The organism is Streptococcus pseudopneumoniae (genome assembly GCF_001072925.1).
Lineage (GTDB): Bacteria > Bacillota > Bacilli > Lactobacillales > Streptococcaceae > Streptococcus > Streptococcus pseudopneumoniae_Q.
In genome coordinates this window covers 1-25,017 of sequence record NZ_JVHE01000110.1, presented here as the reverse complement: position 1 = coordinate 25,017, position 25,017 = coordinate 1, and the positions used below count along the sequence as shown (strand labels likewise).

Annotated in this window: 18 protein-coding genes and 1 pseudogene; 3 read left to right on the top strand and 16 right to left on the bottom strand. The window is 37.3% G+C overall.

Features of this window, described 5'->3' with window-relative positions:
- Positions 1-8 precede the first annotated feature (8 nt).
- Both ADH81_RS08420 and ADH81_RS08415 read right to left on the bottom strand, forming a co-directional pair.
- Positions 9-1,238, bottom strand: coding sequence for a tetratricopeptide repeat protein (locus ADH81_RS08420; protein ID WP_049528187.1), 1,230 nt, complete (start codon positions 1,236-1,238; stop codon positions 9-11).
- Positions 1,228-2,391, bottom strand: a complete 1,164-nt coding sequence (locus tag ADH81_RS08415; protein ID WP_049528185.1) for an AI-2E family transporter — start codon at positions 2,389-2,391, stop codon at positions 1,228-1,230. Before ADH81_RS08415 ends, ADH81_RS08420 begins: the two co-directional genes overlap by 11 nt.
- 209 nt (positions 2,392-2,600) lie before the next feature.
- Here ADH81_RS08415 and ADH81_RS08410 point away from each other — a divergent pair, with 209 nt between their 5' ends.
- A complete protein-coding gene (locus ADH81_RS08410) occupies positions 2,601-3,608 on the top strand; it encodes a lactonase family protein (protein WP_049528181.1) in 1,008 nt (335 codons plus the stop codon).
- 189 nt (positions 3,609-3,797) lie between these two features.
- On the opposite strand, the gene ADH81_RS08405 is transcribed toward ADH81_RS08410, so the two are convergent.
- The 13 genes from ADH81_RS08405 to ADH81_RS08345 all read right to left on the bottom strand — a co-directional run bounded on the left by ADH81_RS08405 (position 3,798) and on the right by ADH81_RS08345 (position 15,574).
- Positions 3,798-4,217, bottom strand: a complete 420-nt coding sequence (locus ADH81_RS08405; RefSeq protein WP_049503620.1) for a F0F1 ATP synthase subunit epsilon — start codon at positions 4,215-4,217, stop codon at positions 3,798-3,800.
- Positions 4,218-4,227: 10 nt separating this feature from the next.
- The gene (gene atpD, locus ADH81_RS08400; RefSeq protein WP_000094353.1) at positions 4,228-5,634 is read right to left on the bottom strand and encodes a F0F1 ATP synthase subunit beta; all 1,407 of its coding nucleotides are present in this window, start codon (positions 5,632-5,634) and stop codon (positions 4,228-4,230) included.
- 81 nt (positions 5,635-5,715) lie between these two features.
- A complete protein-coding gene (locus ADH81_RS08395) occupies positions 5,716-6,594 on the bottom strand; it encodes a F0F1 ATP synthase subunit gamma (protein ID WP_045763457.1) in 879 nt (292 codons plus the stop codon).
- Between the two features lie 15 nt (positions 6,595-6,609).
- Complete coding sequence (gene atpA, locus ADH81_RS08390) at positions 6,610-8,115, bottom strand: F0F1 ATP synthase subunit alpha (RefSeq protein WP_049503616.1); 1,506 nt, start codon at positions 8,113-8,115, stop codon at positions 6,610-6,612.
- Positions 8,116-8,129: 14 nt separating this feature from the next.
- Positions 8,130-8,666: a F0F1 ATP synthase subunit delta gene (locus tag ADH81_RS08385; protein ID WP_000359024.1), complete on the bottom strand. Its 537-nt coding sequence runs from the start codon at positions 8,664-8,666 to the stop codon at positions 8,130-8,132.
- A complete protein-coding gene (atpF, locus tag ADH81_RS08380) occupies positions 8,666-9,160 on the bottom strand; it encodes a F0F1 ATP synthase subunit B (RefSeq protein WP_000366310.1) in 495 nt (164 codons plus the stop codon). Before atpF ends, ADH81_RS08385 begins: the two co-directional genes overlap by 1 nt.
- 18 nt (positions 9,161-9,178) lie before the next feature.
- Positions 9,179-9,895, bottom strand: coding sequence for a F0F1 ATP synthase subunit A (gene atpB / locus ADH81_RS08375; RefSeq protein WP_000392935.1), 717 nt, complete (start codon positions 9,893-9,895; stop codon positions 9,179-9,181).
- Between the two features lie 32 nt (positions 9,896-9,927).
- Complete coding sequence (locus ADH81_RS08370) at positions 9,928-10,128, bottom strand: F0F1 ATP synthase subunit C (protein ID WP_001054551.1); 201 nt, start codon at positions 10,126-10,128, stop codon at positions 9,928-9,930.
- A gap of 229 nt (positions 10,129-10,357) precedes the next feature.
- Positions 10,358-10,669 (bottom strand): CHY zinc finger protein, encoded by a 312-nt coding sequence (locus ADH81_RS08365; RefSeq protein ID WP_045763458.1) that lies wholly within the window; start codon positions 10,667-10,669, stop codon positions 10,358-10,360.
- A gap of 13 nt (positions 10,670-10,682) precedes the next feature.
- Positions 10,683-11,969, bottom strand: a complete 1,287-nt coding sequence (locus ADH81_RS08360; RefSeq protein ID WP_000169115.1) for a peptidase U32 family protein — start codon at positions 11,967-11,969, stop codon at positions 10,683-10,685.
- Positions 11,970-12,094: 125 nt separating this feature from the next.
- On the bottom strand, positions 12,095-14,314 hold the full coding sequence (locus tag ADH81_RS08355; RefSeq protein ID WP_049528178.1) for a ComEC/Rec2 family competence protein: 2,220 nt from the start codon (positions 14,312-14,314) through the stop codon (positions 12,095-12,097).
- A complete protein-coding gene (locus ADH81_RS08350; RefSeq protein ID WP_049528175.1) occupies positions 14,298-14,939 on the bottom strand; it encodes a helix-hairpin-helix domain-containing protein in 642 nt (213 codons plus the stop codon). The genes ADH81_RS08355 and ADH81_RS08350 overlap by 17 nt, the downstream gene beginning before the upstream one ends.
- A 65-nt stretch (positions 14,940-15,004) precedes the next feature.
- A complete protein-coding gene (locus tag ADH81_RS08345; RefSeq protein WP_049528167.1) occupies positions 15,005-15,574 on the bottom strand; it encodes a GNAT family N-acetyltransferase in 570 nt (189 codons plus the stop codon).
- A 168-nt stretch (positions 15,575-15,742) separates the two neighbouring features.
- On the opposite strand from ADH81_RS08345, the gene ald reads away from it, so the two are divergent.
- Positions 15,743-16,855 carry an alanine dehydrogenase gene (ald, locus tag ADH81_RS08340; protein WP_049528166.1) on the top strand — a complete coding sequence of 371 codons (1,113 nt, stop codon included), beginning with the start codon at positions 15,743-15,745 and terminating at the stop codon, positions 16,853-16,855.
- Positions 16,856-17,204: 349 nt separating this feature from the next.
- Here the strand turns inward: ald and ADH81_RS08335 are convergent, their stop codons facing one another.
- Complete coding sequence (locus tag ADH81_RS08335; protein WP_049528164.1) at positions 17,205-23,783, bottom strand: S8 family serine peptidase; 6,579 nt, start codon at positions 23,781-23,783, stop codon at positions 17,205-17,207.
- A 338-nt stretch (positions 23,784-24,121) separates the two neighbouring features.
- Here ADH81_RS08335 and ADH81_RS11335 point away from each other — a divergent pair.
- A pseudogene (locus ADH81_RS11335) lies at positions 24,122-24,845 on the top strand (transposase); the annotation flags it as partial.
- Positions 24,846-25,017 lie beyond the last annotated feature (172 nt).

The window sequence follows — 25,017 nt, the reverse complement described above, 5'->3', positions numbered from 1 at the left end:
TGGTATCATCATAAACGTTCATACAAATCTTGCATCTGTATGTCATCAGGAACCAACTTGAGATAGTGTTGGATCTGTTCTTTTGCTTCTTCAAACCTTCCAAGTTCGCGTAATAGATGAATGTATTGCTCTAAAAACTCAGGATTTTCCTTGAGTTCTGAAACCAATGCCTGATAAGATTCATAGGCAACATCCAAATCTTCAGTTTCTTGGTAACTCCGTGCAATCATCCACTTAGTCAAGAGATTTTCTGGCTCATATACTTCTAAGGCTAGAATATCCTCATATCGTTCTTGCTCCTGATACATGGTTGCTAGTCGCAAGAGGATTTCTTCTTGGTCTTCCGCATCTTCTTGAGCTTGAAGAAGATAAGTTTCCGCCTGCTCAGGTTGATGCAATTCGTAAGATAATTGTGAAGCAAGGAGTAGTAAACGTGTTTCGAATGGATTTTTTTCCAAACCTTGTTGAGCTATCAGTAAGGCTTGCTCAGTCTGGTGTTCCTTATGTAGAGCCTGACTATAACCATACTCATACCCTTCAAAATCTGGAGAAATAGTATCCAGTTGTTTAAAATATAAAACTGCCTTTTGATATTCCTCTTGATCAAAATAAAGACTTGCTAATTCAAATGCAGTCTGATCTTCATACTCTAACTCTAAAGCTTTTTCTAAAAACTCTATGGCTGATTCAAACTTTCCAAGTCGAGCATAGGCAGTTCCAATTCGTTGATAGGTCGAAATCCCTGTCTGCTCATATATTTCACGATTATCCAGTTGAGCATAGCCCTTAATCGCTTCTAAATCATTTCCAAGTTCACTATCTAACTCTGCTAGCCCAAAAATCAATAAAAGATCATCAGAATAATTAAGAGCTTCTAATAGCTTGTCGCGAGCTACATCCGTCAATCCTTCCATTTGATAGAAATCAGCCTTTAAAACAAGAGCAGATACATAAGAATCGCTATTGGGTTGAATTTCTTCCAGATAGGCAAATGCTTCTTCAATTTGTCCGTCTTCACTTGCGATACTAGCTAGATTGAGATTTACTTCTGGAAATAATGGAGCTATTTTTTCATAGATTTGACGAGCTTGTGGATAAAAACCAATACCCTCTAGATAATAAGCCAGTTCCAGAAGAAGATCATCAGAGTCTTCTAGCAATGCTTTTTGAAAATAGTGATCAGCTCTTGTTAAATCTTGCTGATCCAAAGCTTCAAGCATTTCTTGACTATTGCTCACCTTCAACCTCCTCTTCTAACTCATACAGACCACTAACTTTTTTATACCATTCAAAAATAGCTGAAATAACAACTTTGGCTGAAGCATAAACAGGAATTCCCAATAGGACTCCCCAAACACCAAACATAGAACCAGACGTCAACAAAACGAATAGAATAGTGATTGGATGGATGTTTAGCTGACTACCTAAAATCAATGGAGACACAAAACGACCTTCAATTGTCTGCTCTACGATAAAAACGATAATAACTTTCAAGAGCATAACTGGTCCAGCAATTAACCCTAAGACCAGAGCTGGTATCATAGCAAGGAAACTTCCAAGATAAGGGATAAGATTTAAGACCCCAGCAGTAATACCAAGAGTCACCGCATATCTCAAACCAATAATTTTAAAGAAGATGATAAACATAATTGCCACGATAATAGCAACAGTAATTTGTCCTCTAACATAGTTAGAAAGTTGTTGGTTCACATCCGTTAGAACCTTACCTACTGGTTCTCTCAATTTATTTGGTAAGAATTGAGTGATATGATCTCTCAAACCTTTCCCATCTCTAAGGAGATAAAAGAGCATAAACGGCATGATAATTAGAGCGACAATGACTTGAGACGTTCCACTGATAAGAGCACTCACCCAGTTCACAGCCTTAGAAGATATATTACTTGCCCAAGCAGTTGCTTGTGTTGAAAACTGAGCCAGAACCTGTTCCAGTTGAGGTCTAAAGTCATCTGGCAAACGCTTAGTTACAAGATCATCAATAACTCTATCAGCATCTTCGAGATAATTTGGTACATTTTGCGCAAAAATAACTACTTGACGTTGAAGATTTGGAATCGCGACAGCCAGACCAATAATCAGAAGTACAGCAATAATGACAAAGATAATACTAATGGCTAAGACACGATTTATCTTGTACTTCTCCATCAAATCCACCAGTGGGTTTAAGAGATAAAAAAGCAATCCTGATAAAATAACAGGTAACATGACCACTGATAAAAAATCAACGACAGGGATAAATAAAAAACTAATCTTACTTAAAATAAAAATATTGAGACCTAGTAACAAGGCTACCAAAAATACAGTAACAGCCTTATTATCTAAAAACCATTTAAAAAACCAAGATAAATTAAAATGTTTCTCTTTTTGTTCCATATCTACTTCCTTTCCTTTGTCTTTTCATTATACCATTTTTACAGAGAATAAACTGTTTTTAAAGTGTTGAGGTGACGATTGAAAACTCTAAAAATCCATCTTGCATTTTACTAATTTTATACTTAGAAGTTTCATTCTTTTCCCTACCATTATCTTCAGTTATCCCAATTTATGATATAATAGAAACATCTTTATTTAGAGGTATAGATATGATTGAAACAATTTATTTCGGAACCTACACTCGTCGCTTATCCCAAGGGATTTATCAAGCTGATTTTGATACAGAGACTGGGCAATTATCAAATCTTAAACTATTTACTACTGAACCAAGTCCTACCTATCTTGCATTTGATCAAGAAAATCACCTCTACACTGTCGGTAGCAAAGACGGACAAGGGGGAATTGCTGCCTATCAAACTGATGGTACTTTGCTTAACCATGTTGTAACAGAAGGTGCCCCTCACTGTTATGTTGCTGTCGATGAAAAACGTGGTCTAGTATACGGTGCTAACTATCATAAGGGACAAGTTCTGGTCTATAAACGAAAAAAAGATGGTAGTCTTGAATTGGCTGATACAGTTCAACATAGAGGTCATGGTCCTCATGAAAATCAAACTACTCCACATGTACACTTTACAGATTTAACACCAGATCAGTATTTAGTGACTTGCGACTTGGGTACTGATGAGGTTACTACTTATGATGTCAATCCAGAAGGAAAACTAAATAAGCTAGCTACTTACAACTGCAGCCCTGGTGCTGGTGCACGTCACCTTGTTTTTCATAACCACTACAAAATTGCTTATCTCATCTGTGAACTCAATAGTACAATTGAAGTTTTGATTTATGATGGTGTTGGTGCATTTGAAAAAATGCAAGTTATTTCTACACTCCCTGAAGGATTTAATGACTTTAATGGAACTGCTGCAATTCGTCTCTCAGAAGATGGAAAATATCTTTACGCATCAAACCGTGGTCACGATTCTATTGTAGTCTACACAATTCTAGCTGATGGCAGTTTAGAATTGTTGGAATTCGTTCCTACAAACGGAAAAACTCCTCGAGATTTTATTCTCTCACCAGACCAAGAATTTCTCATCGCTGTTCATCAGGATTCTGATAATGCAACAGTATTTAAACGCAATCCAGAAACTGGTCGTCTTGCAGAACTTTCCAATGACTTTCACGTTCCTGAAGCGGTTTGCGTCACTTTTTAAACATAGAAAAATGGCGGTGAGACAGAAATCGATAGACAAAGTCTAGATTTTGTAGTCCCAACCCCGCGAGGATGATTAGGAGCTTTTTGGAATCTAAAAGACGAACAAAAAGTTCATTCAGCTACCGCGTCAAAGTTTGATTGCTAATAAAAAGTGAGGTCGGGATCTTTTTGTCCCAACCTCATTTTTTTATAGTTTATTTCCGACATTGATTCGGTTAATAGCACGTTGTAATGCAATCTTAGCACGACGCTCTTGGTCAATCAAGTGTTTGTCTTGTGCTTCTTCAATTTCACGTTCGGCACGAAGTTTGGCACGTTCTGCACGGCTAATATCGATATCACGAGCACGCTCAGCTGAGTCTGCAATGATAGTAATCACATCATTTGCAATCTCGATGATTCCTCCATTTACTGCTATCCAGTTGACATGAGAATCATCATCAATACGTTTGACTTTAACTTCATCAACTGCTAATACCGCAATCATATTTTGATGTCGTGGCAAGATCCCCATCTCACCATCCAGAGTTCGAACCGATACAAAGCTGGCATGGTGATCATAGACGAGGCCATCTGGTGTCACGATCTGGACAGTTAACTGAGCCATAGATCACCTCTTAAAATCCCATTTTTTCAGCCTTAGCAATAACATCTTCGATTGAACCTACTCCACGGAAGGCATCTTCTGGGAGATGATCGTGTTTTCCATCAAGAATTTCCTTAAATCCACGAACTGTTTCCGCAACTGGAACATAAGAACCTGGTTGACCAGTAAATTGTTCCGCAACGTTGAAGTTTTGTGACAAGAAGAACTGAATACGGCGTGCACGAGCAACCAAAGTCTTTTCTTCGTCAGAAAGTTCATCCATACCAAGGATGGCAATAATATCTTGCAACTCATGGTAACGTTGAAGAACACGTTTAACTTCTGCAGCTACTGCATAGTGCTCTTCTCCAACAATTTCAGGTGCCAAGGCACGTGAGCTTGAAGCAAGTGGGTCAACGGCTGGGTAAATCCCCAATTGAACCAATTTACGCTCCAAGTTTGTTGTAGAGTCCAAGTGAGCGAAGGCTGTTGCTGGCGCTGGGTCAGTATAGTCATCCGCTGGCACGTAGATGGCCTGGATAGAGGTTACAGAACCCTTCTTAGTTGACGTGATACGTTCTTGCAATTGACCCATTTCTGTTGCGAGGGTTGGCTGATAACCAACGGCTGATGGCATACGACCCAAAAGGGCAGACACTTCTGAACCAGCTTGTGTGAAACGGAAGATGTTGTCAATGAAGAGAAGAACGTCTTGGCCTTCTACATCACGGAAGTATTCAGCGATTGTCAAACCAGTAAGGGCAACACGCATACGTGCTCCTGGTGGTTCATTCATCTGACCAAATACCATGGCTGTTTTTTCGATAACGCCTGATTCTTTCATTTCCCAATATAGGTCGTTCCCTTCACGAGTACGTTCCCCAACACCAGTAAATACTGAGATACCACCGTGTTCTTGGGCAATGTTGTGAATCAATTCTTGGATCAAGACAGTTTTACCGACTCCGGCACCACCGAAGAGTCCGACTTTACCACCTTTAAGATAAGGGGCAAGAAGGTCGATAACCTTAATCCCCGTTTCGAGGATTTCTGAAGAGGTAGACAACTCATCAAAAGTAGGTGCTTTTTTATGAATTGGCTGGCGTTCTGCGTCTTCTCCAAAAGGAGCTTCCAAGTCAATGGTATCTCCCAAAACGTTGAAGACACGTCCCAAGGTTTCTTTACCTACTGGTACAGAGATTGGACGACCTGTGTCCAATACTTCCATTCCACGAGTCAAACCATCTGTTGATTCCATGGCGATGGTACGAATCATACCATCCCCCAACTCTAAGGCTACTTCAAGGACGATTTTTGTTTTCTTTTCGTCATTTTTGTAGACGACAAGTGCATTGTTAATCTCAGGAAGTTTTTCCCCTGCTGCAAACAAAACGTCTACAACGGGTCCGATAACCTGAGCAATTTTACCTGAACTCATCTCCTTCTCCTATTCTATATAAGATACTGTCGGTTCCTAGTTTTGCTAGGTCCTAAGTTCATTGATATGAGCAGGATGGCTTTATTCTAAAGCGCTAGCTCCTGCCACGATTTCTGTGATTTCTTGTGTAATCGCCGCCTGTCTGGCACGGTTATACTGGATTGTCAAATCATTAATGACTTTTTTTGCATTATCAGTCGCTGTTTGCATGGCTGTCATACCTGCAGCATTTTCAGCTGTCTTGGCATCAATAATAGCACCATAAATCATACTTTCTGCAAACTGTGGTAGCAATTGATCCAAGATTTCTTCACGACTTGTTTCAAGGTCAAAGGTCAAGCTATAGTTATCATCTGCTTCATTTGGATCCAAGTCCACGATTGGAAGCATCTGTTCTACACGCATTTGACTTGTCAATGTATTCACGTGGTGGTTGTAGCAAACGTAGAGCTCATCGAAAAGTTCGTTTTGATACATTTCAATCGTTTTTGTGATAATCTTACGAACTTCATCAAAACTTGGTTGACTTGCAAGTCCACGCAATTCATAGATTGGCTGAATACCGCGTGATTTGAAGAAATCTGCCCCCATACCACCGATACAGATGACCTCAAAGTCATCACCTGAAGGATGGTATTCTTGCTGGATTTCCATGACAGCTTTTAAGATTGAAGAATTATATCCTCCAACAAGACCACGGTCAGATGTAATGACGATATAGCCTGTTTTTTTGACGGGGCGACTGATCAACATTGGATTCGTTGATCCGCCAGCGCCATCTCCGTGAAGGATATCTGTAACCAGTTTACGTACTTTTTGTGCATAAACTTGGAAGTTACGAGCTGCTTCTTCAGAACGACCTAACTTAGCTGCAGAAACCATCTGCATAGCGTTAGTAATTTGACTAGTATTTTTTGTTGAGGCGATTTTTGTTTTAATATCATTTAGAGATACTGCCATCTGACACCTCTATTCTTATTGGAAGCTTGATTGATTGAGAAACTCAGTAATCGCAGCATCCAAGACTGCTTCATCTGGCAAGTCTTTTGTTTCACGAATGGTTTCCAAAATTTCAGGATGTTGAGCATCAAAGAACATATGGAACTCTTCTTCGAAACGAACGATATCGTCTACAGGAATTGTATCCAAGAAACCATGTGTTAAAGCATAGAGAATAGTAACTTGTTTCTCAACAGGTAATGGTTTGTGAACAGGTTGTTTCAATACTTCTACAGTACGACGGCCACGGTTCAATTTAGCCTGAGTAGCCGCATCCAAGTCAGAACCAAATTTAGTGAAGGCTTCCAACTCACGGTATGAAGCAAGGTCGATACGGAGTGTACCAGCAACTTTCTTCATGGCCTTAATCTGAGCAGAACCACCAACACGAGATACGGAAGAACCTGCATCAATAGCTGGACGGATACCTGCATTAAAGAGACTATCACTTAGGAAGATTTGTCCATCCGTAATAGAGATTACGTTTGTAGCGATATAGGCTGAGATATCTCCGGCTTGTGTCTCGATAAATGGAAGAGCTGTAATAGATCCACCACCAAGTTCATCCGAAACTTTAGCTGAACGCTCAAGTAGACGGCTATGAAGGTAGAATACATCCCCTGGGAAGGCTTCACGACCTGGTGGACGACGGAGCAAGAGAGAAAGTTCACGATAAGCTACCGCTTGTTTAGATAAGTCATCATAAACAATCAATACGTGCTTACCTTGGTACATAAATTCTTCGGCCATAGCAACCCCTGCATAAGGTGCAAGGAAAAGCAATGGTGAAGGTTGTGAAGCTGACGCTGTCACGACGATTGTGTAATCCAAGGCTCCGTACTGGCGAAGTGTTTCTACTTGTGTACGAACTGTTGATTCTTTTTGACCAATCGCTACATAGATACAAATCATATCTTGACCTTTTTGGTTCAAGATTGCATCGATAGCGATGGTTGTTTTCCCTGTTTGACGGTCACCGATAATCAACTCACGTTGACCACGACCGATTGGAACAAGGGCATCAATAGCTTTCAAACCAGTTTGCAATGGTTGTGATACTGATTTACGTTGCATAACACCAGGAGCTGGCGCTTCAACTGGACGAGTTTTGTTTGTGTCGATTGGACCAAGCCCATCTACTGGACGACCAAGTGGATCCACGACACGTCCAATCAAGCTATCACCAACTGGAACTTCCATGATTTTTCCTGTACGACGAATGGTATCGCCTTCGCGGATATCTGTAAAATCTCCAAGGATGATAATACCAACATCAGTTGATTCTAAGTTTTGCGCCATACCATAAGAGCCGTTTTCAAAAATCAACAACTCTCCACTCATGGCATTTTCTAGGCCATGAGCACGCGCAATTCCATCACCGATGTAGGTTACAACACCAGTTTCAGTCACATCAAAATTGGGTTTGAAATTTTCAATTTGTTGCTTAATTAAAGCGCTGATTTCTTGTGCGTTAATTGCCAAAAGAACACCACTTTCTATTTCAAATTTTCCTTAACAACTTTAAGTTGTTGTTTAATACTAACATCAATTGTCTTGTGATTGGCGATAATAACAAAACCACCGATTAAACTATCGTCGATTTCTTCTTTAATGCTACGCACTTTTAAAGACATCTTTTTCTCTATAATTGGAAGCAAACGTTCTTTTTGTTCATCCGTTAGAGGATGAGCAGACACAATCGTTACTTCAAAACGATTCGTTTCTCTCTCAAGACGGTTTAAACAATCTACAATCACATCATAAAAAAGATTTGAACGATGATTGTACAACAGAACTTGAATGAAGTTTTGTAATAATGGCGATGCAGAATCTTGGAAATAACTGACTGTTTTTTCCTTGTCAGACTCATCAACATCTACCTGAGCCAAAAAAGAAGGCAAGTCTGTTTCTTCAGCGACTTGCTTAATCTGGGTCAAGTCTGAGAAGATAGAATCTTCTTCTCCTTTTTCAATCACCAATTGGACAAAAGGCATGCTGTATTTTTCAATTACCTTTACTGTCTTTTTGTCCATTAAGCTTCTCCTAGCTGATCAATATACTGATCAATGAGTTCTTTATGGGCATGACCGTCAAGGTTTTGTGAGATGATTTTTCCAGCTAGACTAACTGTCAAATCTGCTACCTCACCTTTAACGCTTTGTAAAGCCTCAGCTTTATTTTGCGCAATTTCTTGGTTAGCTTTTTCTTTCAAGCGACCAGCTTCTAGCTTAGCTTCAGCCAGAATATCTGATTTGCTCTTTTCAGCTGTTTCCTTTGCATTCTCGATAATCGTTTTAGCTTCGGTACGGCTACCTGCTAGCTCAGCCTCTCGCTTACTTGCTAGTTCCTCAGCCTTTTTACGAGCTTCCTCAGCACCATCAATATCTGAAGAAATCTTTTCAGCACGTTGATCCAAAATACTGGTAATATTTCCCCAAGCATATTTCTTAACTAAAAAAATTAATAAAAGGAAGGAACCAGCGATAAGAATAAAGTCACCGATAATGGTACTAATAGTTAAATCCATCTTCTAATCCTCCTCTACTTACTCTTCCTCACCATTTACCTTTTTACCAATGTACATAGAAGACAACATGGTAAATACATACGCTTGAATACATGAAATGAAAATTGAAAAGGCTGTCCATAACATGTTTGCAATAAAGGCAAAAGGATACCAATAAAAGGCATATTGTGACAAGGCTAATAACAATCCTGCCAAGACCTCACCGGCGAAAATATTTCCGTAAATCCGAATCGCCAAGGAGGCAAAATTGGTGAACTCTTCTAAAACGTTCATCGGAGTCATAAAGCCAGGAGTAACAAATGCTCTCAAATATTCTTTAACGCCTCTACGACGAATTCCTTCTACATGGGCGATCAAAGTGATCAATAAGGAGAGGGATAAATCGTATCCAAGGTTGGCTGTTGGGGAAGTCCACAAGTTATAACCGTTTGTTGTTTGTACTTTTGCCATTAAGCCAATATTGTTGGCAACCAAGATAAACAGAAATAGAGAGAACAAGAACAAGGAATAATCCTTGATATATGAATCTCCAATGTTTGGTTTTGTAAAACCAATCACAAAGTCATAAATCATCTCAAGAGCATTCTGTTTGCCCTTTGGACGGATGGCCATTTTACGACTTGCCCAGTAGACAAAGGCAAAAACCATCAAAACAGTTACAAGAGACATGGCAAGCAGGGTCAAATCAAAGGATATTGGTCCAATATTAACGGTTGGATTCAAACTTTCTTCCATGGTTTGACACCTCCATTTCTAAATAGAGTTGTCTATTTGATAACGAATGACATCGCCAAGGTTACAAAGAAAGTTCCTTCGATAAAGGCAATCCCCATGATCATCAAACTACGCAATTGTGGAATGATATCTGGTTGGCGTGCTGCAGATTTGAACAAACCGTTCATCAAAAATCCTTCTGCAAGAGATACACCCATACAGGCAAGACATAGACCGAAAAATGTTAAATTCATGACGAATTCTCCTTTTTTAAATTAAATTTACTTCCCTAGTTTAGTCCTAAAATTTGCTTTTGTCAACTCTTTACTAGCATTGAAAGCGTTTCAAATCATTTATTTCTAATTTTACGATTTTCAAGACAATCATATAGAAAATTTTAATGTCTTTTCAGGTTATTTTCCTTATCTTTCCTATTTTTCTGAAAAGAAAAATCCAAGTTTTACAACTTGGATTTATCGTTTCTTATTTAAAATAATATAAATGGTGGCTCTGGCAAGCTGGATTGAATGCAGCTTTACAGTGAGGACAGTTTCCTTTCTCTGTATATTCCTCATAAGTTAGGGTCGTCTTACAGGAACCACATAAGATAGGTTTATTCTGTTTAAGTCTTAAAGGATAGGGAGAAAATGTGTGATCCTCTAGCGCATTGTGACACTGATAACAGGCATAGTATTTCTTACACTCATTACACTGGAGCGCTACGATATCTTTATCACTATGGTAATGAACACATCTGCTTTCATCATCTACTAGTAATCCATGAGCTTGAACCATTGACTTTCCTTATCTAGGCACGAACTGTAACGCTTGTTCCATCTTCTTTGTAAAGATTAATCAAACCTTCTTTCAAAGCACGGACCATATCACCTGCTTGTACTGGTTGTGGAACCTTGATAGTTAAAAGTTCCATTGGATTTGGTGCACGGTCAATCTTGTTACCTTTGGCATCATGAAGGTCTTCGATATAAGTTTCAAAATGGCGGAAACCTGGGCCATAAAACTCAACTTGGTCTCCTTCGTTGATAACGTTACGTTGGCGAATAGTTGCTGTTTGCGTTGCATCATCATAAGCTACTACTTCAGCAACAAACTTGTATTCTGGAATCTTACGACGAGCACCGAATAGTTGTTCGTTTTCAGATGGTGTTCCGTAATAGAAACCTGTAGCCAATTCACGTTGGGCAACCTTCCACATTTCATCAATCAAGTCTTGCTTGATAGCTTCAAACTTTTCAGGACTTTCAAGGTAGGCATCAACGGCAGCTTTGTAGCAGTTTGTCACTGTTGAAACATAGTGGATAGACTTCATACGACCTTCAATTTTAAGACTGTCCACACCATTTTCAATCATATCTGGAATATGGTCAATCATAGACATATCAACTGCAGACATGGAGAATTCTTCAGGAATTTCTCCCTTGAGGCTCTTACGTTCTTTACCAAATGGCATATCGTAAAGGTCATATTTCCAACGGCAAGATTGTGAACATCCACCACGGTTAGCGTCACGCATACTCATATGGTTAGAGAGCGTACAACGACCAGAGTAAGAAATACACATCGCACCATGTACGAAGGCTTCGATTTCTACATCTGTACGTTTACGAATTTCTGCCAACTCTTCCATAGAAACCTCACGCGCCAACACGACGCGAGTCAATCCAAGTTCTTTCCAGAATTCTAGGGTTTCGTAGTTAGTTGCACTGGCTTGTGTTGAAAGGTGGATTTCGAGTCCTGGTGCTTCTGTTGCTGCAATCATGATTAAGGCAGGGTCAGAAACGATAACCGCTGCAATACCAATATCACGCAACTTACGGAACCATTCTCCGGCACCTTCTTCATTTCCTTCGTGCATAACCATATTAGCAGCCACATATACCTTAGCGCCATACTTAGCCGCAAACTGAACTCCTTCTTCCATTTGTTCGAAAGTGAAGTTACCAGCACGGCTACGTAGACCATAGGCCTGACCACCGATAAAGACAGCATCTGCTCCGTATTGAACAGCTACTTTTAGTTTTTCTAGTGTTCCTGCAGGTGATAGAACCTCAGGACGTTTCAAAGTTTTTGTCATTTTTTCTCCTATTTGCAATATAAAAGTTTGACACCAATCTTAACTATTTTATAGTAAACAGGATTCAAAATCAAGCCTTGAATGATTGTTTAGACAATTTTAATGTTTAGTTGTCTCTGAAAACATTATTGAACAGTTTCAACATTCCAAGTAGTCCAGCCTTTAAAACGAATAGCTCCCTTTTTGTCAGTTTTTAATACCAAATTCTCAAGTTCTTTATCTTCTTGGTTATTCTCCCCATTTTTAACTTTAAATGATTTTTTCTTGTCTACCGAAATGACTGTGATTTTAGCTTGTAAAGTTTTGAAGACCTCACCATCTGTCTTTTTCTTCGATGCTTGCTGATGAGTTATCACTACATCTGCTTGGAGTTTTGGATAATGACTCGTTAAAAACTTCTCCTCTATATTGCCAGTAACTAGAAAGGTTTGGTTTAGTAACTTTCCATACATTGTAATTGAATCATTTTTATCCTTATTTTGAGTTTCGATTACTTCCAAACTACTCCCAAAAACAAATAAGCTGTCTCCTTTTTTAATTGAACGTAGGTTGACTTTGCTCTCCTTCAGCTTATCTATAAATTCTCTCTTAGATAAAGTTTCTTCAGTTACTAGAATCTCTCTAAGCTGGAAGGCTTTACTGATTTCTAACACATGATCTAACTGCTTAGTATCACTGGTCGTCAGAACCAACTGATCAATCTTTGCCACTCCTCGACTTTTCAGATAAGGAATTAAACTACGTTTGGCATTACTGGTAATAACTTTCTCCTGCCAGACTTCTTTCTTGTCACGTTCAGATTTTTCTCCGACATCCAGTAGTATGGTCTTTCCTGTCATGTCTCTTAGGAAAATACTTCGTCCCTGTTCCATATCTAGGACTGTGATTTCATTTTCTAGTGGATGCTTGGTTACTAAAAAGAATGAGATGGCAACTATGACAAGCATAGATATTTTTTTCAAATTCTTTCGATAGTCATAGATGAGAGCTAAAGTAATCAAAAGAAGGATTAAAATCCAAAGACTCGGCTGACCAAAAACAAGAGGCCTCGTAGATAGCTGAGAAATATAGCGAATGATGTTTTCAAGCCATTCAAAGAGAAAGTTGAACTGGGTGATGGGATATATAAATGACAGACAGAAGATAATCGATAAAAGTGGCAATAGGACCATGTCAAACAAGAATGAAAAGACAAATGTCAAGAGAATGGACCACGGTTGAAATTCTGAAAAATAAAATGATAAAATTGGCAAAATTCCCAAAGAAATAATGCAACTCTCTCTAACCAGACCTTTTATCCCTGCTACTTCCTCACCAGTCATTGTCAGGATAAAGGCATAAGCACAGGAAAGAACTCCCCCAGCAGTTAAGAAAAAGTTCGGCATGATAAGAAATAGAATAAGAATCGTCAAAGCAAAATTATCCAGTGACTTAAAGCCATGCTGAGCCAATAACTTTTGTAGAAGACTACGAATAACTGAAGCTGAAAATCCTGTCAAGCCTGCATAAAACAAAGAAAAGGGATAAGCTAGCCATTTGAACTTCTCTTGTGTCAAGCCCAATCGCAAGAGTGACTTTTTAAAAGCATTCATGAAAAATCCGACCTGCATTCCAGACAAAGCAAAAAGATGAATAATCCCTAGGCTGGAATAAAGTTCATTCATTTCCACAAAGTCTGTGTCCAAATGCCCCAATAAAAGACCGGTCATATAGTTGCGCATGGGATCGGGAAAATTCCTTTTAATCCAGACAACTGCTTTTCTCCTCAAACTTGATAGATTTTCTCCAATACCCCAACTGAAAATTTGCTTTAATTCCACAATTTCGGATATAGTCAAGGTCTGATAAATTCCTTGTGTTTTGAGATAATTTCGATAATCGAAACCCGCAAAATTACTGGCTCCTTGAGGACTAGCTAACTTGCCTTTCACAACCATTTCATGTAGTTCAGATAAGTCTTGAAATTTTTCCTTTTCAGCTTCTGACTGAAGTTTATAATAGACCTGAAAGAGTCTACCGTCAGCCTTGCCACGAAAAGATAAGCTATCACCATTTACTTTGATGGTATCCGGTAATATTCTCAATGTATCAACCGTGTCTACAAGATTCCGACTGGCTTCTTCTTGCTGCCATTTTTGAAAAATAAACCAACTCCCAAATATGCTGCAAATCAAGAGGACCTTGGTCACAGTTTTCCATGGAAATTGGAAAAAGAGGCAGACTAGTAAAAAGACAAAGCCCAAAAGTGCTAAGACACTCGCTGAAAAGATAGCATAGTAGAGCCATAGCAAAAGAAAACTGAGATAGATTTTTGGAATTGGAAAGCGACTAATCCACTGTAACATACTCTTTTAACTTTTCTATCGTTTTTGCACCAATACCAGAAACCTTTTTGAGCTCATCAACTGACTTAAACTTACCGTTGGAATCACGATGGTCAATAATATCTTGAGCACGTTTAGCACCTAAGCCTTTGACTTGTTTCAGTTCCTCTAAACTGGCTTTATTGAGATTGACTTTCTTATTTTCCTTGCTGTTAGAAGCATTTGATTGTGTTGCTTGACTGGTAGCTTCTTCCTTAGTTGGAACATAGACAAGTGCTTCGTCACTAATTTTCTGAGCAAGATTGATAGATTTACTGTCTGCATTATCTGTCAGTCCACCAGCTTTTTGAACAGCATCATTGATACGACTTCCAACTGGCAAATCATAAATCCCTGGTGTTTTGACAGCCCCTTTGACATCGACAGTAATCAGATCTTGCTCCACCACTTCTTCCTTCTGATTTCCATCTTCCTTTTCATCCGTCGAATCCTTTGGAACAGCTATAACTTCAGACTGCAAATTACTTTCCTTAGCAGGTGTTTGAGCGACTGGTTTTAGGAGGAAAAATCCACCCAAGACCAAACCCAAACCAGCACAGATAACAATGATTTTATATTCTTTGATTTTCTCAATAAGTTCTTCCATATTTTCTCCTCTCTTATCTTATTCGTAAGGCAAAGAAAAAACAGCTGAAAAATCTTTTCAACTGCTTACTTATTTGAAAAATAATCTTCCTTGGTCAAGATATAATGCACTCTTGTCACGATACGACCTTTTTCATGCTGGTCCATACGAGCATAAGGTTCTTCGTGAGAGAAGCGCATGCCTGATTTCTCCATGACCTTTCCTGAAGCAGGATTATCCTTATCGTAAAGGGCTGTCAACTTATTCATTCCAATTTCTTCAAAGGCCAGTTTAATGACGGCACGATTGGCTTCAGTTGTCAAACCTTGATTCCAATATTTTTGATGGATAATATAACCAATGGCTGCCTTCTTAAGAACAGTATCGATCTTGTGCAAGTCAATAGTTCCGATAAACTCTCCACTATTTTTTAGTTCAATACCCCATCGGCCCAAGGGATTGGCTAGATAAAACTGAGCAATATTATTCTTAGTTTCCTCTAAACTTTGATTGGTTGGAAAAGTATAGCGCGTAGTTTCTTTATCTGAAGCATACTCGAACATAGCTTCTGCATCGTCAAGTGTTACAGGCCTAAGTACTAAGCGCTCTGTTTCGATAATGGGATGCTTCGCTAGTTTGATAAATAGTGATTCCATGATTGCACCTCCCAAAATAGGTTGCTAAAAGAATAACATAAAAGAAATAGGTTTACAAGTTTTTCTTGCAATTTAAAACGGTTTCATATACAATAAAGTCATCACAAAAACTCTAAAGAATGATGTGATACATAAATTAAAATAGCTTAATAGAAAGTGAGTTATCCTATGTTAATTGGAATTCCAAAGGAAATTAAAAATAATGAAAATCGTGTTGCTTTGACACCTGCTGGTGTACAGAGTCTTGTTGGTCGTGGTCACCGAGTCCTCATCGAAACAAATGCTGGACTTGGTTCTGGTTTTGCTGATGCTGACTATGAAAAGCAAGGAGCTGAAATTGTCGCTACTGCTGCTGAAGCCTGGTCAGCAGAATTAGTTGTTAAAGTGAAGGAACCCCTTGCTAGTGAGTACCAGTTCTTGCGTGAGGATTTACTTCTTTTCACCTACTTACACATGGCGGCTGCTCCAGAATTGGCAGATGCAATGCTTGCAGCTAAAGCAACGGGTGTTGCTTATGAGACAGTCCGTGATACTCAAGGACAACTTCCGCTTCTCGTTCCAATGAGTGAGGTAGCTGGTCGTATGGCAGTCCAAATCGGTGCTCATTTCTTGACTAAACAAGCTGGTGGTTCAGGAGTTCTACTCGGTGGTGTCCCTGGTGTTCCAAAAGGAAAAGTATCCATCATCGGTGGTGGTGTTGTTGGTACACACGCAGCCCGCATTGCGCTAGGTTTGGGAGCTCAAGTAACCATTCTTGATATCAGCGCTAAACGCCTCTCTGTCCTAGAAGATGTCTTTGGTCACCAAATCCAAACTTTGATGTCTAACCCATTTAATATTGAAGCAAGTGTGCGTGAAGCAGACGTTGTTATCGGTGCAGTTTTGATTCCTGGTGCCAAAGCTCCAAAATTGGTGACAGATGAAATGGTACAACAAATGCGTCCTGGTTCTGTCATTGTTGACGTTGCTGTTGACCAAGGTGGTGTTATAGCGACAGCTGACCGTGTGACAACTCACGATGAACCAGTCTATGAAAAACACGGTGTTCTTCACTATGCCGTTGCTAACATTCCTGGAGCAGTTGCTCGCACTTCTACTATCGCCCTTACAAATGTGACTCTCCCATATATCGAAGCCTTGGCAGGAAAAGGATTTAAGAAAGCTATCCTAGAAGACGCAGGCTTGCTTGAAGGTGTGACAACCTATCAAGGATACCTCACCAGCCAACCAGTTGCAGAAGGCTTGGAACGTGACTTCACTTCAATCAGTAAACTTGTCTAAAATGATTTACAAATTAAAACTACAAAAATAAGAAGCTACATAAAAACTAGCTTCTAAATCTCAAAAACGAGCATTTCCGTTCTTGGAGATGCTCGTTTTCTCATGTCATGTTTTATAATTTAAATTTTGATAGACTCTAGTTTCTAATCAATGTGATCACTATTTGTCAATATTAACCCTTTCAATCAATTCATTAGTTATCTAAGCTAAGTCCATTAATAAATCCAAAAAGAGTATCACTATCAAAGCAAACTAAATAATTGAGTTATAAATGGCTATTTTCACAAAATTGTCTCATCATCACACTATCTAATCTCAGTACACAAACCATTTTTCTATAGCTTTTGTCTTAATCTTGATCTTTTTTCTTTAATCCAAGAAATGCACCTAAGGTAAACATTATTCCGGCAACCAATGACGTGAAGACTTCGCTAACTGTTCCGGTTTTTGGTAATCTATCAGTATTATTAGTAGTTGACTTACTATCAATATTAGTATGTTTATTAGCTATGTTCTCTGGTTCATTAAGATAAACTTCTTTCTTATTTTCAAAGTTTTTATCATTTTTATCAGGAACTGGAGCTGTAACATCCTTAGTTGAATCAGATCTTTGACTTTCATCTAATTGACTATAATTTACTTGTACAGGAACTGTAGCTTTGACACCTTCAGTTGAATCAGATTTGTGTGAATGATTTTCTCTTTGTAAATCCTCTTTTCTGTGACTTTTATCTAATTGATTATGATTAACTTGCACCTTATCTTTCTTTTTCGATTCATCAAAAGTAGGTTTATTTTCCTCCTCCTTTTTCTCCTCTATTTTCTTGAATACAGGTTTTATAAGGGTATCTTTTGATACATTAATAACATAGCCAGCGTCTTTTTTTCCTTCGAAACCAGAAATTTCCCAGCCATCAAATTGATATCCTTTTTCTAATTCACCCTTATAGACAGGTAAAATGAAATCTTCTTCCGACACTATCTTAGAACTCATTTCTTTTCCATTTTGAATGGTCACAGTCACCGTATGAGGTTTTAATTCGCTTACCTCTCCCGTATCTTTGTTTAAAATGAATTCTTTTACGGTTGTATTTCTTGCGAAATCTTTTACAACAATCTTAATGTTTAGTGTCTTGTCTGTTAGTTGTTTAATATCATCAAATGATTTATATTCTTTTCCATTTACATAAATATGTTGTTCTTGAATCTCACCATCGAATCCATTATTTCTTTTATCATTGATGTTAAAGACTACAGATTTTCCGTTAGCATATTCGATACTAGTATTTCCCTTAGGATCAATGCTTACTTCAGGTTTTACATTATCATATAAAAATTGATAGTGTACTCCAACCGCTTTCGCATTCAAATCGCTATAGCCAGTTTGAAGATAAACATTTCCATCCATATCTGTTACCTTATCTGGAAATCCGTTTGCTTTATAGTCTTTCATCCCCCAGTCCATGATGTCACCGTCTTTAACATTAAGCTTAATGTTAAAATCTCTAGTGTTATCAATGTGTAAATCTCCGTAGATTAAATAATTATCTACAACCGATTCATTAACTCTCAACTCCCAGTTAAAACCACCCTTATCAGAAATCTTACCTCTTAAATAAAATTCTGGATTTCGTACATAAATTTTATTAGATTTAGATGGATTAAAGTAGTTCTTGTCCATTGAAAGATTTACTGGTTTTGCATCAATAAATAACGTAGAGCCATCTTCTTTTATAGCTTCTACATTGGACTTATCCTCTCCTGTGTACTCTTTACCATCCTTACCAAATAATACAAGTTTAGAAGAATCTGTCACAAGATTTCCATCTTTATCGATTGCTTCCCCTTTATCGTTCATTTTAAAGGTAAACACTTGATATCTTACAATGTTAAAGCCGTCCAAAGCCGACATTAATACTGATTGAGTACTTCTTCCATCTTCAACATTTCTACTATCAGCATAAATTATTTTTTCTGATAAGACTCTTAGATTAGGATTAGCCTTTTGGATTTTTGCTATATCTTCCTTGCTATAGACTCCATTCCCTTCTAACATATCCGTTTTTCCAGGATTATAGGTAGTCACTTTTAGTGCATAGCCTTTTCTTAGAATGATGTTATCCTTTAATAGATATTGTTGTTTTTCTGAATCAGAATAAATTTTACCAGATTCCATTTCAATTAAATTATTTGGTTTATTCTTTGAAAGATCTCCTTCTCCTAATTCTATTACATTCCCATAACTTGATGCATAGGGATATTCTGCTTTAGTTCCCTTATTTTTTTCAGGCATTCTAATTTTAGTTTCAGCTTTTATCTGACCATCATCTTTAACAAAGAATCTCATATCTCCTGCAAAAGCTAATCCATCCACAATATCATTAATATTAGCGTATAAATCAAATGTCATCGTTTTTGAATGTGAATCATACTTGGTTGTTTTGATTTCTATCGATTTATAGTTATTGCCATAATATACCTTGGCATTTTTAGAAACATTACTTATCTTTCCAAGAATTTCAAAGTGTCCATCTTTAGATGGGCTTAGAACACCATAAATTTTTGATTTGATTTCATCAAGTTTTTCAGTTTCATATTGTAAGGCACTACCATCGTCATAAGCAATGATATTCCCCTCATCATCGTATTTATAATCGTATTCCTCTATTCTCTTACCAGTTTCACTTGTAAAGTCATCAACTTCTCTAAATTTCTTTTTAATGAGTTTCTTTAAGTCTTTGCTTTCAAAATCTCTAATTGTTGAAATAGTTTTATGAATAGTCAAGCTAGATTTTTCTTCGATAGATTCTTCATTGTCTTGATGATGTTCTACTTCAGTTGTATCTTTTTTAAGACTATCCTCTTTTCTATTTTCTAAATTTTTAAATTTAGATTCGGCAATCTCGCCAAGTTTTTGGTATTTAGATGAATCCTGATCAGGATCTACTAGATAATAGGAAATCATCCCCTTTTCATCAGCATGATCAGCAAATTTAATTCTATGAATCTTTGTGAAATTGCTAGAACCATCTAATGCAATGACTTCAATGATTTTTCCTCTTAAATCTCCTGCACCATTAATTTCATAAATGGTATTTCCATCTTTGTCAAGCTTCCTATTTCTTCCTTGACCCTCACCTGCATAAGTTACTTCAAGATTTTTCTCAACCTCTCCATCTTCATTAACAAGAGCGGCGCCAGCATACCAAACTTCGTTTGCAATCTCGTCAAATTTTTCAGGATGTTCTTTCTGATCTCTTGCAAATAGCGTTTCATTCTTATACTGATCTTTTACCTTATGATAAGTATCCTTCGTAATCAACTTAATTTTTTCAGGATTTGAAAAATCAACCGAAACAATCTTAGGGGCGGTGTTATCAATTTTTACAGGAATATAGGAAACCTGCCATGGATAATCTTTAGTTAATCTATATTTAAATTTATAGAAATATTGACCTTCTGCAATCGGTTCAAATTGACCTCTTATCTTAGTAGCAGGATCTTTGGTATCCTTGCTTTCTGGTGCATTTTCTTCTCTACCTCTAGGGTTATAGATGAGTCCATCCCATTTCAAGTCACCCCAAACTTTTAGCTTAGAAGATTTGATTCCCTTTGCATCATTTCTTTTAGAGTTTAAAATTCCTTTAATAAAGTGTTCTCTCGAAATGACTTTTAAGTCGATTTGATTTTCTCCCTCTTTATTTGTATTTACTATTGAAATCAATCCTTCTTCTGCACTTCTTAATACAAGTGGAGAAGGTGTTAATCCTCTCTCAAGTTGAGCATCTTGAGGATTTCCATTTGAATCTAAAGGATAAATTTTAGCAATATTAGAACCACTTGATGATGGTGCGTTGATCCCTTCGTTATTGAAAGCAAATAATTCTGGATTTTGATCTAGGGATGTTGTATTTTTATCTTTTCTATTTTGGATAACTCCTGCTGGATTAAATTTATCTATACCATGTTCTCCACCAATTCCCTTATTTAAGGTTCCTGGAATTTTTGGTTTACCATCATCATCATAACCTTCCATTGTTTTTGATTTTGAACCTTCTTCCCAGGCCCATTTATCAAGGATTGGTTCTTTATTCCAATCCCCAGCAAATCCCATTAGAGGCATCGATAAAGAAGGTTGGAAATTTGTTTTCTTACCATTGGAGTTTAAAGCTTCCATTTCTTCCACTGACTCAAAATGAATAAATGATTCTACAAATTTATTTTTATTTTTAGCCTCTCCAACGTTTATAACCGCATTTAAATCAAAGCTAGAATTTGGGCCTATAGTGAAAGTGTCATGCTCAAATGTAATATTTGCATCTTTTACTTTCTCTGGGTGAATTTCTGGAACAATTTGCTTCCCATCTGGAGATTTTTCATCTTTGTATGTTTCATCCAGTTTTAGTCTATCAGTTAGAGCATCTGTAGTTACCGCTGATGCTGAAACTTTAAAGGTTAAAGGTCTGTTTGATGTATTGTGAAGCTTAATTGTAAAGTATTTTTTATCTCCTTTTATTTCTTTAAGAGAAATAGAACCATAAGAGTTTACCAAACCTTTAGAATCTGTGTTTTTGAAAGTCGCTACAACTTCATTTCTCAAAGCATTGGCAACATTAATTAGCCCTGCTCCCTGTTGTCTAGGTGATGCAAAGTATTGACTTTTTTCTTTCCAAGAAGTCGCATCCATCATAGGCCGTGCAGTATTTTGTAGGGCTATTTTTGTAAGACTTGTAAGGTCTATTTTGTCATCTCCCTTAAGATTTTTCAAGACAGGTCTTTCAAGCATTTCCTTTAACTTGGGCCTAATCAAAACAGTAGAAGCCGCCACGATTGGAGTTGCCATACTAGTCCCTGACATATAGCCATAAGTTGATTTCCCATTAATGACATTGAGAGTAGATTTAATATTTTTACCTGGTGCTGAAACATCAGGTTTTAAAAGTAAATCTATTCTTGGCCCCCAAGATGTGGATCCTGCTGGTACTATGATATCTTCTTTATACAGTTCTTTGTCTGTGTCAGATGCAAACTTAAAGTCAATTTCTTTTTCATCACCTACATTCGGTTTATTGGAATTATAGCTTTCCATATCAATTGGATAGTATTGCTCCAATTTATCTTTAAAATCTTCCTTATTATTCCTTTTAACCTCAGTTTTTTTATCAGGATTAATCATGTTCCATAGCTTTACACCATCATCTCCTGAAATTGAAAATACTTGATTTTTAGTCCCTTCATCCGCTTCATATCCCATGGCTGGAAGCTCTGTCCAATTATCTCTGTTGTAGTAATTGACAGTATTTACAACCATAATGGCGCGTGCGCCCTTATCCGTTGCTCTTTTAAAAGCATCTTTTAAATCCTTGGTATAAATTCGATCCATTACTGCAATTTTGCCCTTAAGATCCAATCCTATCAAATCTTGGTCTTGACCCTTGCCTATATATACAAAGTTTAATTTACTAGGAGCTTTTGAACCGTCTTCATTTGTCATAATTTTATTTTTATCGAAAAAGGCCCCTATATTTCTGTATTTAAAACTTTCTCCACCTATGTTAACTTTATCAAACTCAACTGTTTGATTTTTAGCAGATGCGACTGCTATCGCATCTTCATGTGCTGCAGTTCGTGTTACATTTCCAGTATCTGTCATTTTCAGATTATTATTTGCTACTAAATCCCAAGACGAACTTGAAGCAGAAGTCGCATAGTTACCCGTAGCTACAACCATTGGAATGCCTGCTTTTCTTAACGCTCTAATAGCTTCCCAATATTTCTCACCTACAAGACCTGTTCCTGTAAAGCCAGATGATACTGAAACAACATCGACATTGTGTTTGATGGAATCTTCAATAGCATGAAACATTGTTTCATCTCCTGCGAAGCCAGATCCTGCGTCAGAGTACATTTTATAAGAGAATATCTGTGCATTAGGAGCAATTCCATCTATTCCGTTAAAGTTTTTGATATCTTTTTCAGTATCATTTCCCGCAAGAATCCCGGCAATATGCATCCCATGTGGATCAAAATAATCGCTTCCATCATCAGCTTTTTCTACAGTGATTTTACCACCATTATAATAATTGAACGCATGAGGGATTTTATCACTCAACCAGAATTTTTTATCAGTACCTTTTAAGTCTTCTTTTTTAAATCTCATTGAGCCTTTAGCATCATCATCAATCCTCATGGCCTTATGCCTATAATCTGTCCCGGTATCGATATTTGAAATGACCATACCTCTACCATCAAAATTTTTACCAAATGGAGCATTGATAGACTTTAGGTAATCAATTGCCTCTTCAACTCCAATTTCCTTTCTAGCATGATTCATCATGGGCTGGACTTTTTGTGATCGTTCAACCGATGAGATACCTTCTATTAGTTTAATTTTGTCCAGATTAGATTTGATTGTTTCAATAGCACTACCGTTAAAAACGGTATCATAAGTATATAAAACTTTTGTATCCTTAAGATTGGCTAATTCCTTGATTGCTTTTTCACCAGATTCTTTATCTTTAAATTCGGCAATATATACAACTTTATCTTCTTTATTGAGATTTTCTGTGTTTTTATTTACAAATGAGTCCGCATGATCTCCTTGGGATTGATTGGAATTTTCTTCTTTGATTTTTGCTTCTTCATTGCTAGTGTTATTGTCTATCACAGGATTTTTACTAACAACTTCTTTTTCCTCAATAATTGTTGTTTTCTTCTCTTCAGTATGCTTTAAAGTTTCTATAGCATTATGAATATCTTCATGTTTCTCTTTATTTTCTGTTTCCTTATCTACTGCTACTTTTTCTTTATCAGAGATAGTTACAGCATCTTCAGAACTAGATGTTTCTGCTAAGACTACCTCGTTAGGTACATATGCTGCTAAAATAACTGCAGCTGTGGTTAATGACAATACTGTACTTTTTTTCATTTTAATTCCTTACATATTTATTTAACTTCCTAAAGATAGAAAACTTTAACTTTGCTAGCCTTTGTTATAAAAAGTTTTATGAAGTATCATCTAGGAAATAGAGTAGTACATTTATATATAATTGTTAGCTCTCTGAAAAATAGTATATCAATTAAAAAAATTTAAGTCAAGAAAAAATTAACACACATTAATTTGTTTTTTAACCTGTGTTAATTTTATAAAATCCAAAGCTTTCGTGGTTAACTGGAATACATTATAAGCAAATTCACACCATCAAGAATAGTAGGAATCAAGTTGAACCACTACTAAAACCACCAAAAACTCAGTTAAGTTTGGAAATGAATCTTGCCTACGATATTCCACTAATTCACGAACGAGAATGATTAGCCTCTATGTGGACAGTATTCCTAGTCAAGTTCTATTGGAAGAGACCTCCTACACTGGCCTCCCTGCCTTTCATCCAGCCATGCTCATGAAGATGACCCTGTTCGCTTATGCTCGTCAAGTGTTCTCTGGACGTAAAATCGTTCAAATGAACGAAGAAGTCATTCCTATGAAATGATTGAGGCAAGATACCTATGTTAGCTATAAAACGATTAATAACTTCCACTCCAGTAAACATGCCAACAACCTAATCAAAATTGACTAAAAAGTACTAAACGAGCACAGATAACCCAATGAACTGGGAATATCTTGAGGACACGGACCAGTTTATAAAGCCCGATGGCATAGTTTATTCCTTTAAGAACTACTCTAGTCAAACCGATAAGTATGATTTTCAACGTGATTTCAAGATTTATGAGGCGGATAAAGTTCAAGATACTCCTGAGTTAGAACAGTTGGCTAAAATAGATAGTGGGAATCAGAAACAAATCCATTATAATCCAACTTGGAATTACTTTAAGGAACTCCTTAAGCAAACATTACATAGTGAAGAAGGCTCTCGATCTATGCCAAACGGAAAATTGATGTTGAACCCGTTTTGGTAGATTAAAGAGTGTTTTTGGCGTGCGCAGAGTGCATGTCAGAGGTAAACAAGCTGTCGCAACAGAAATAGGATTTCATCTTTATGGGCTCTATAATATTTGTAGTGGGTAAATCCCCTATAGATATTATGGAGCCTATTTTGTGTAGAAAAAAAGTCCCATAAGATCTATAATGAAAAGCGACTAAACCATCATTAGAAAGAATCATATGGAACAATTACATTTTATCACAAAACTACTCGATATTA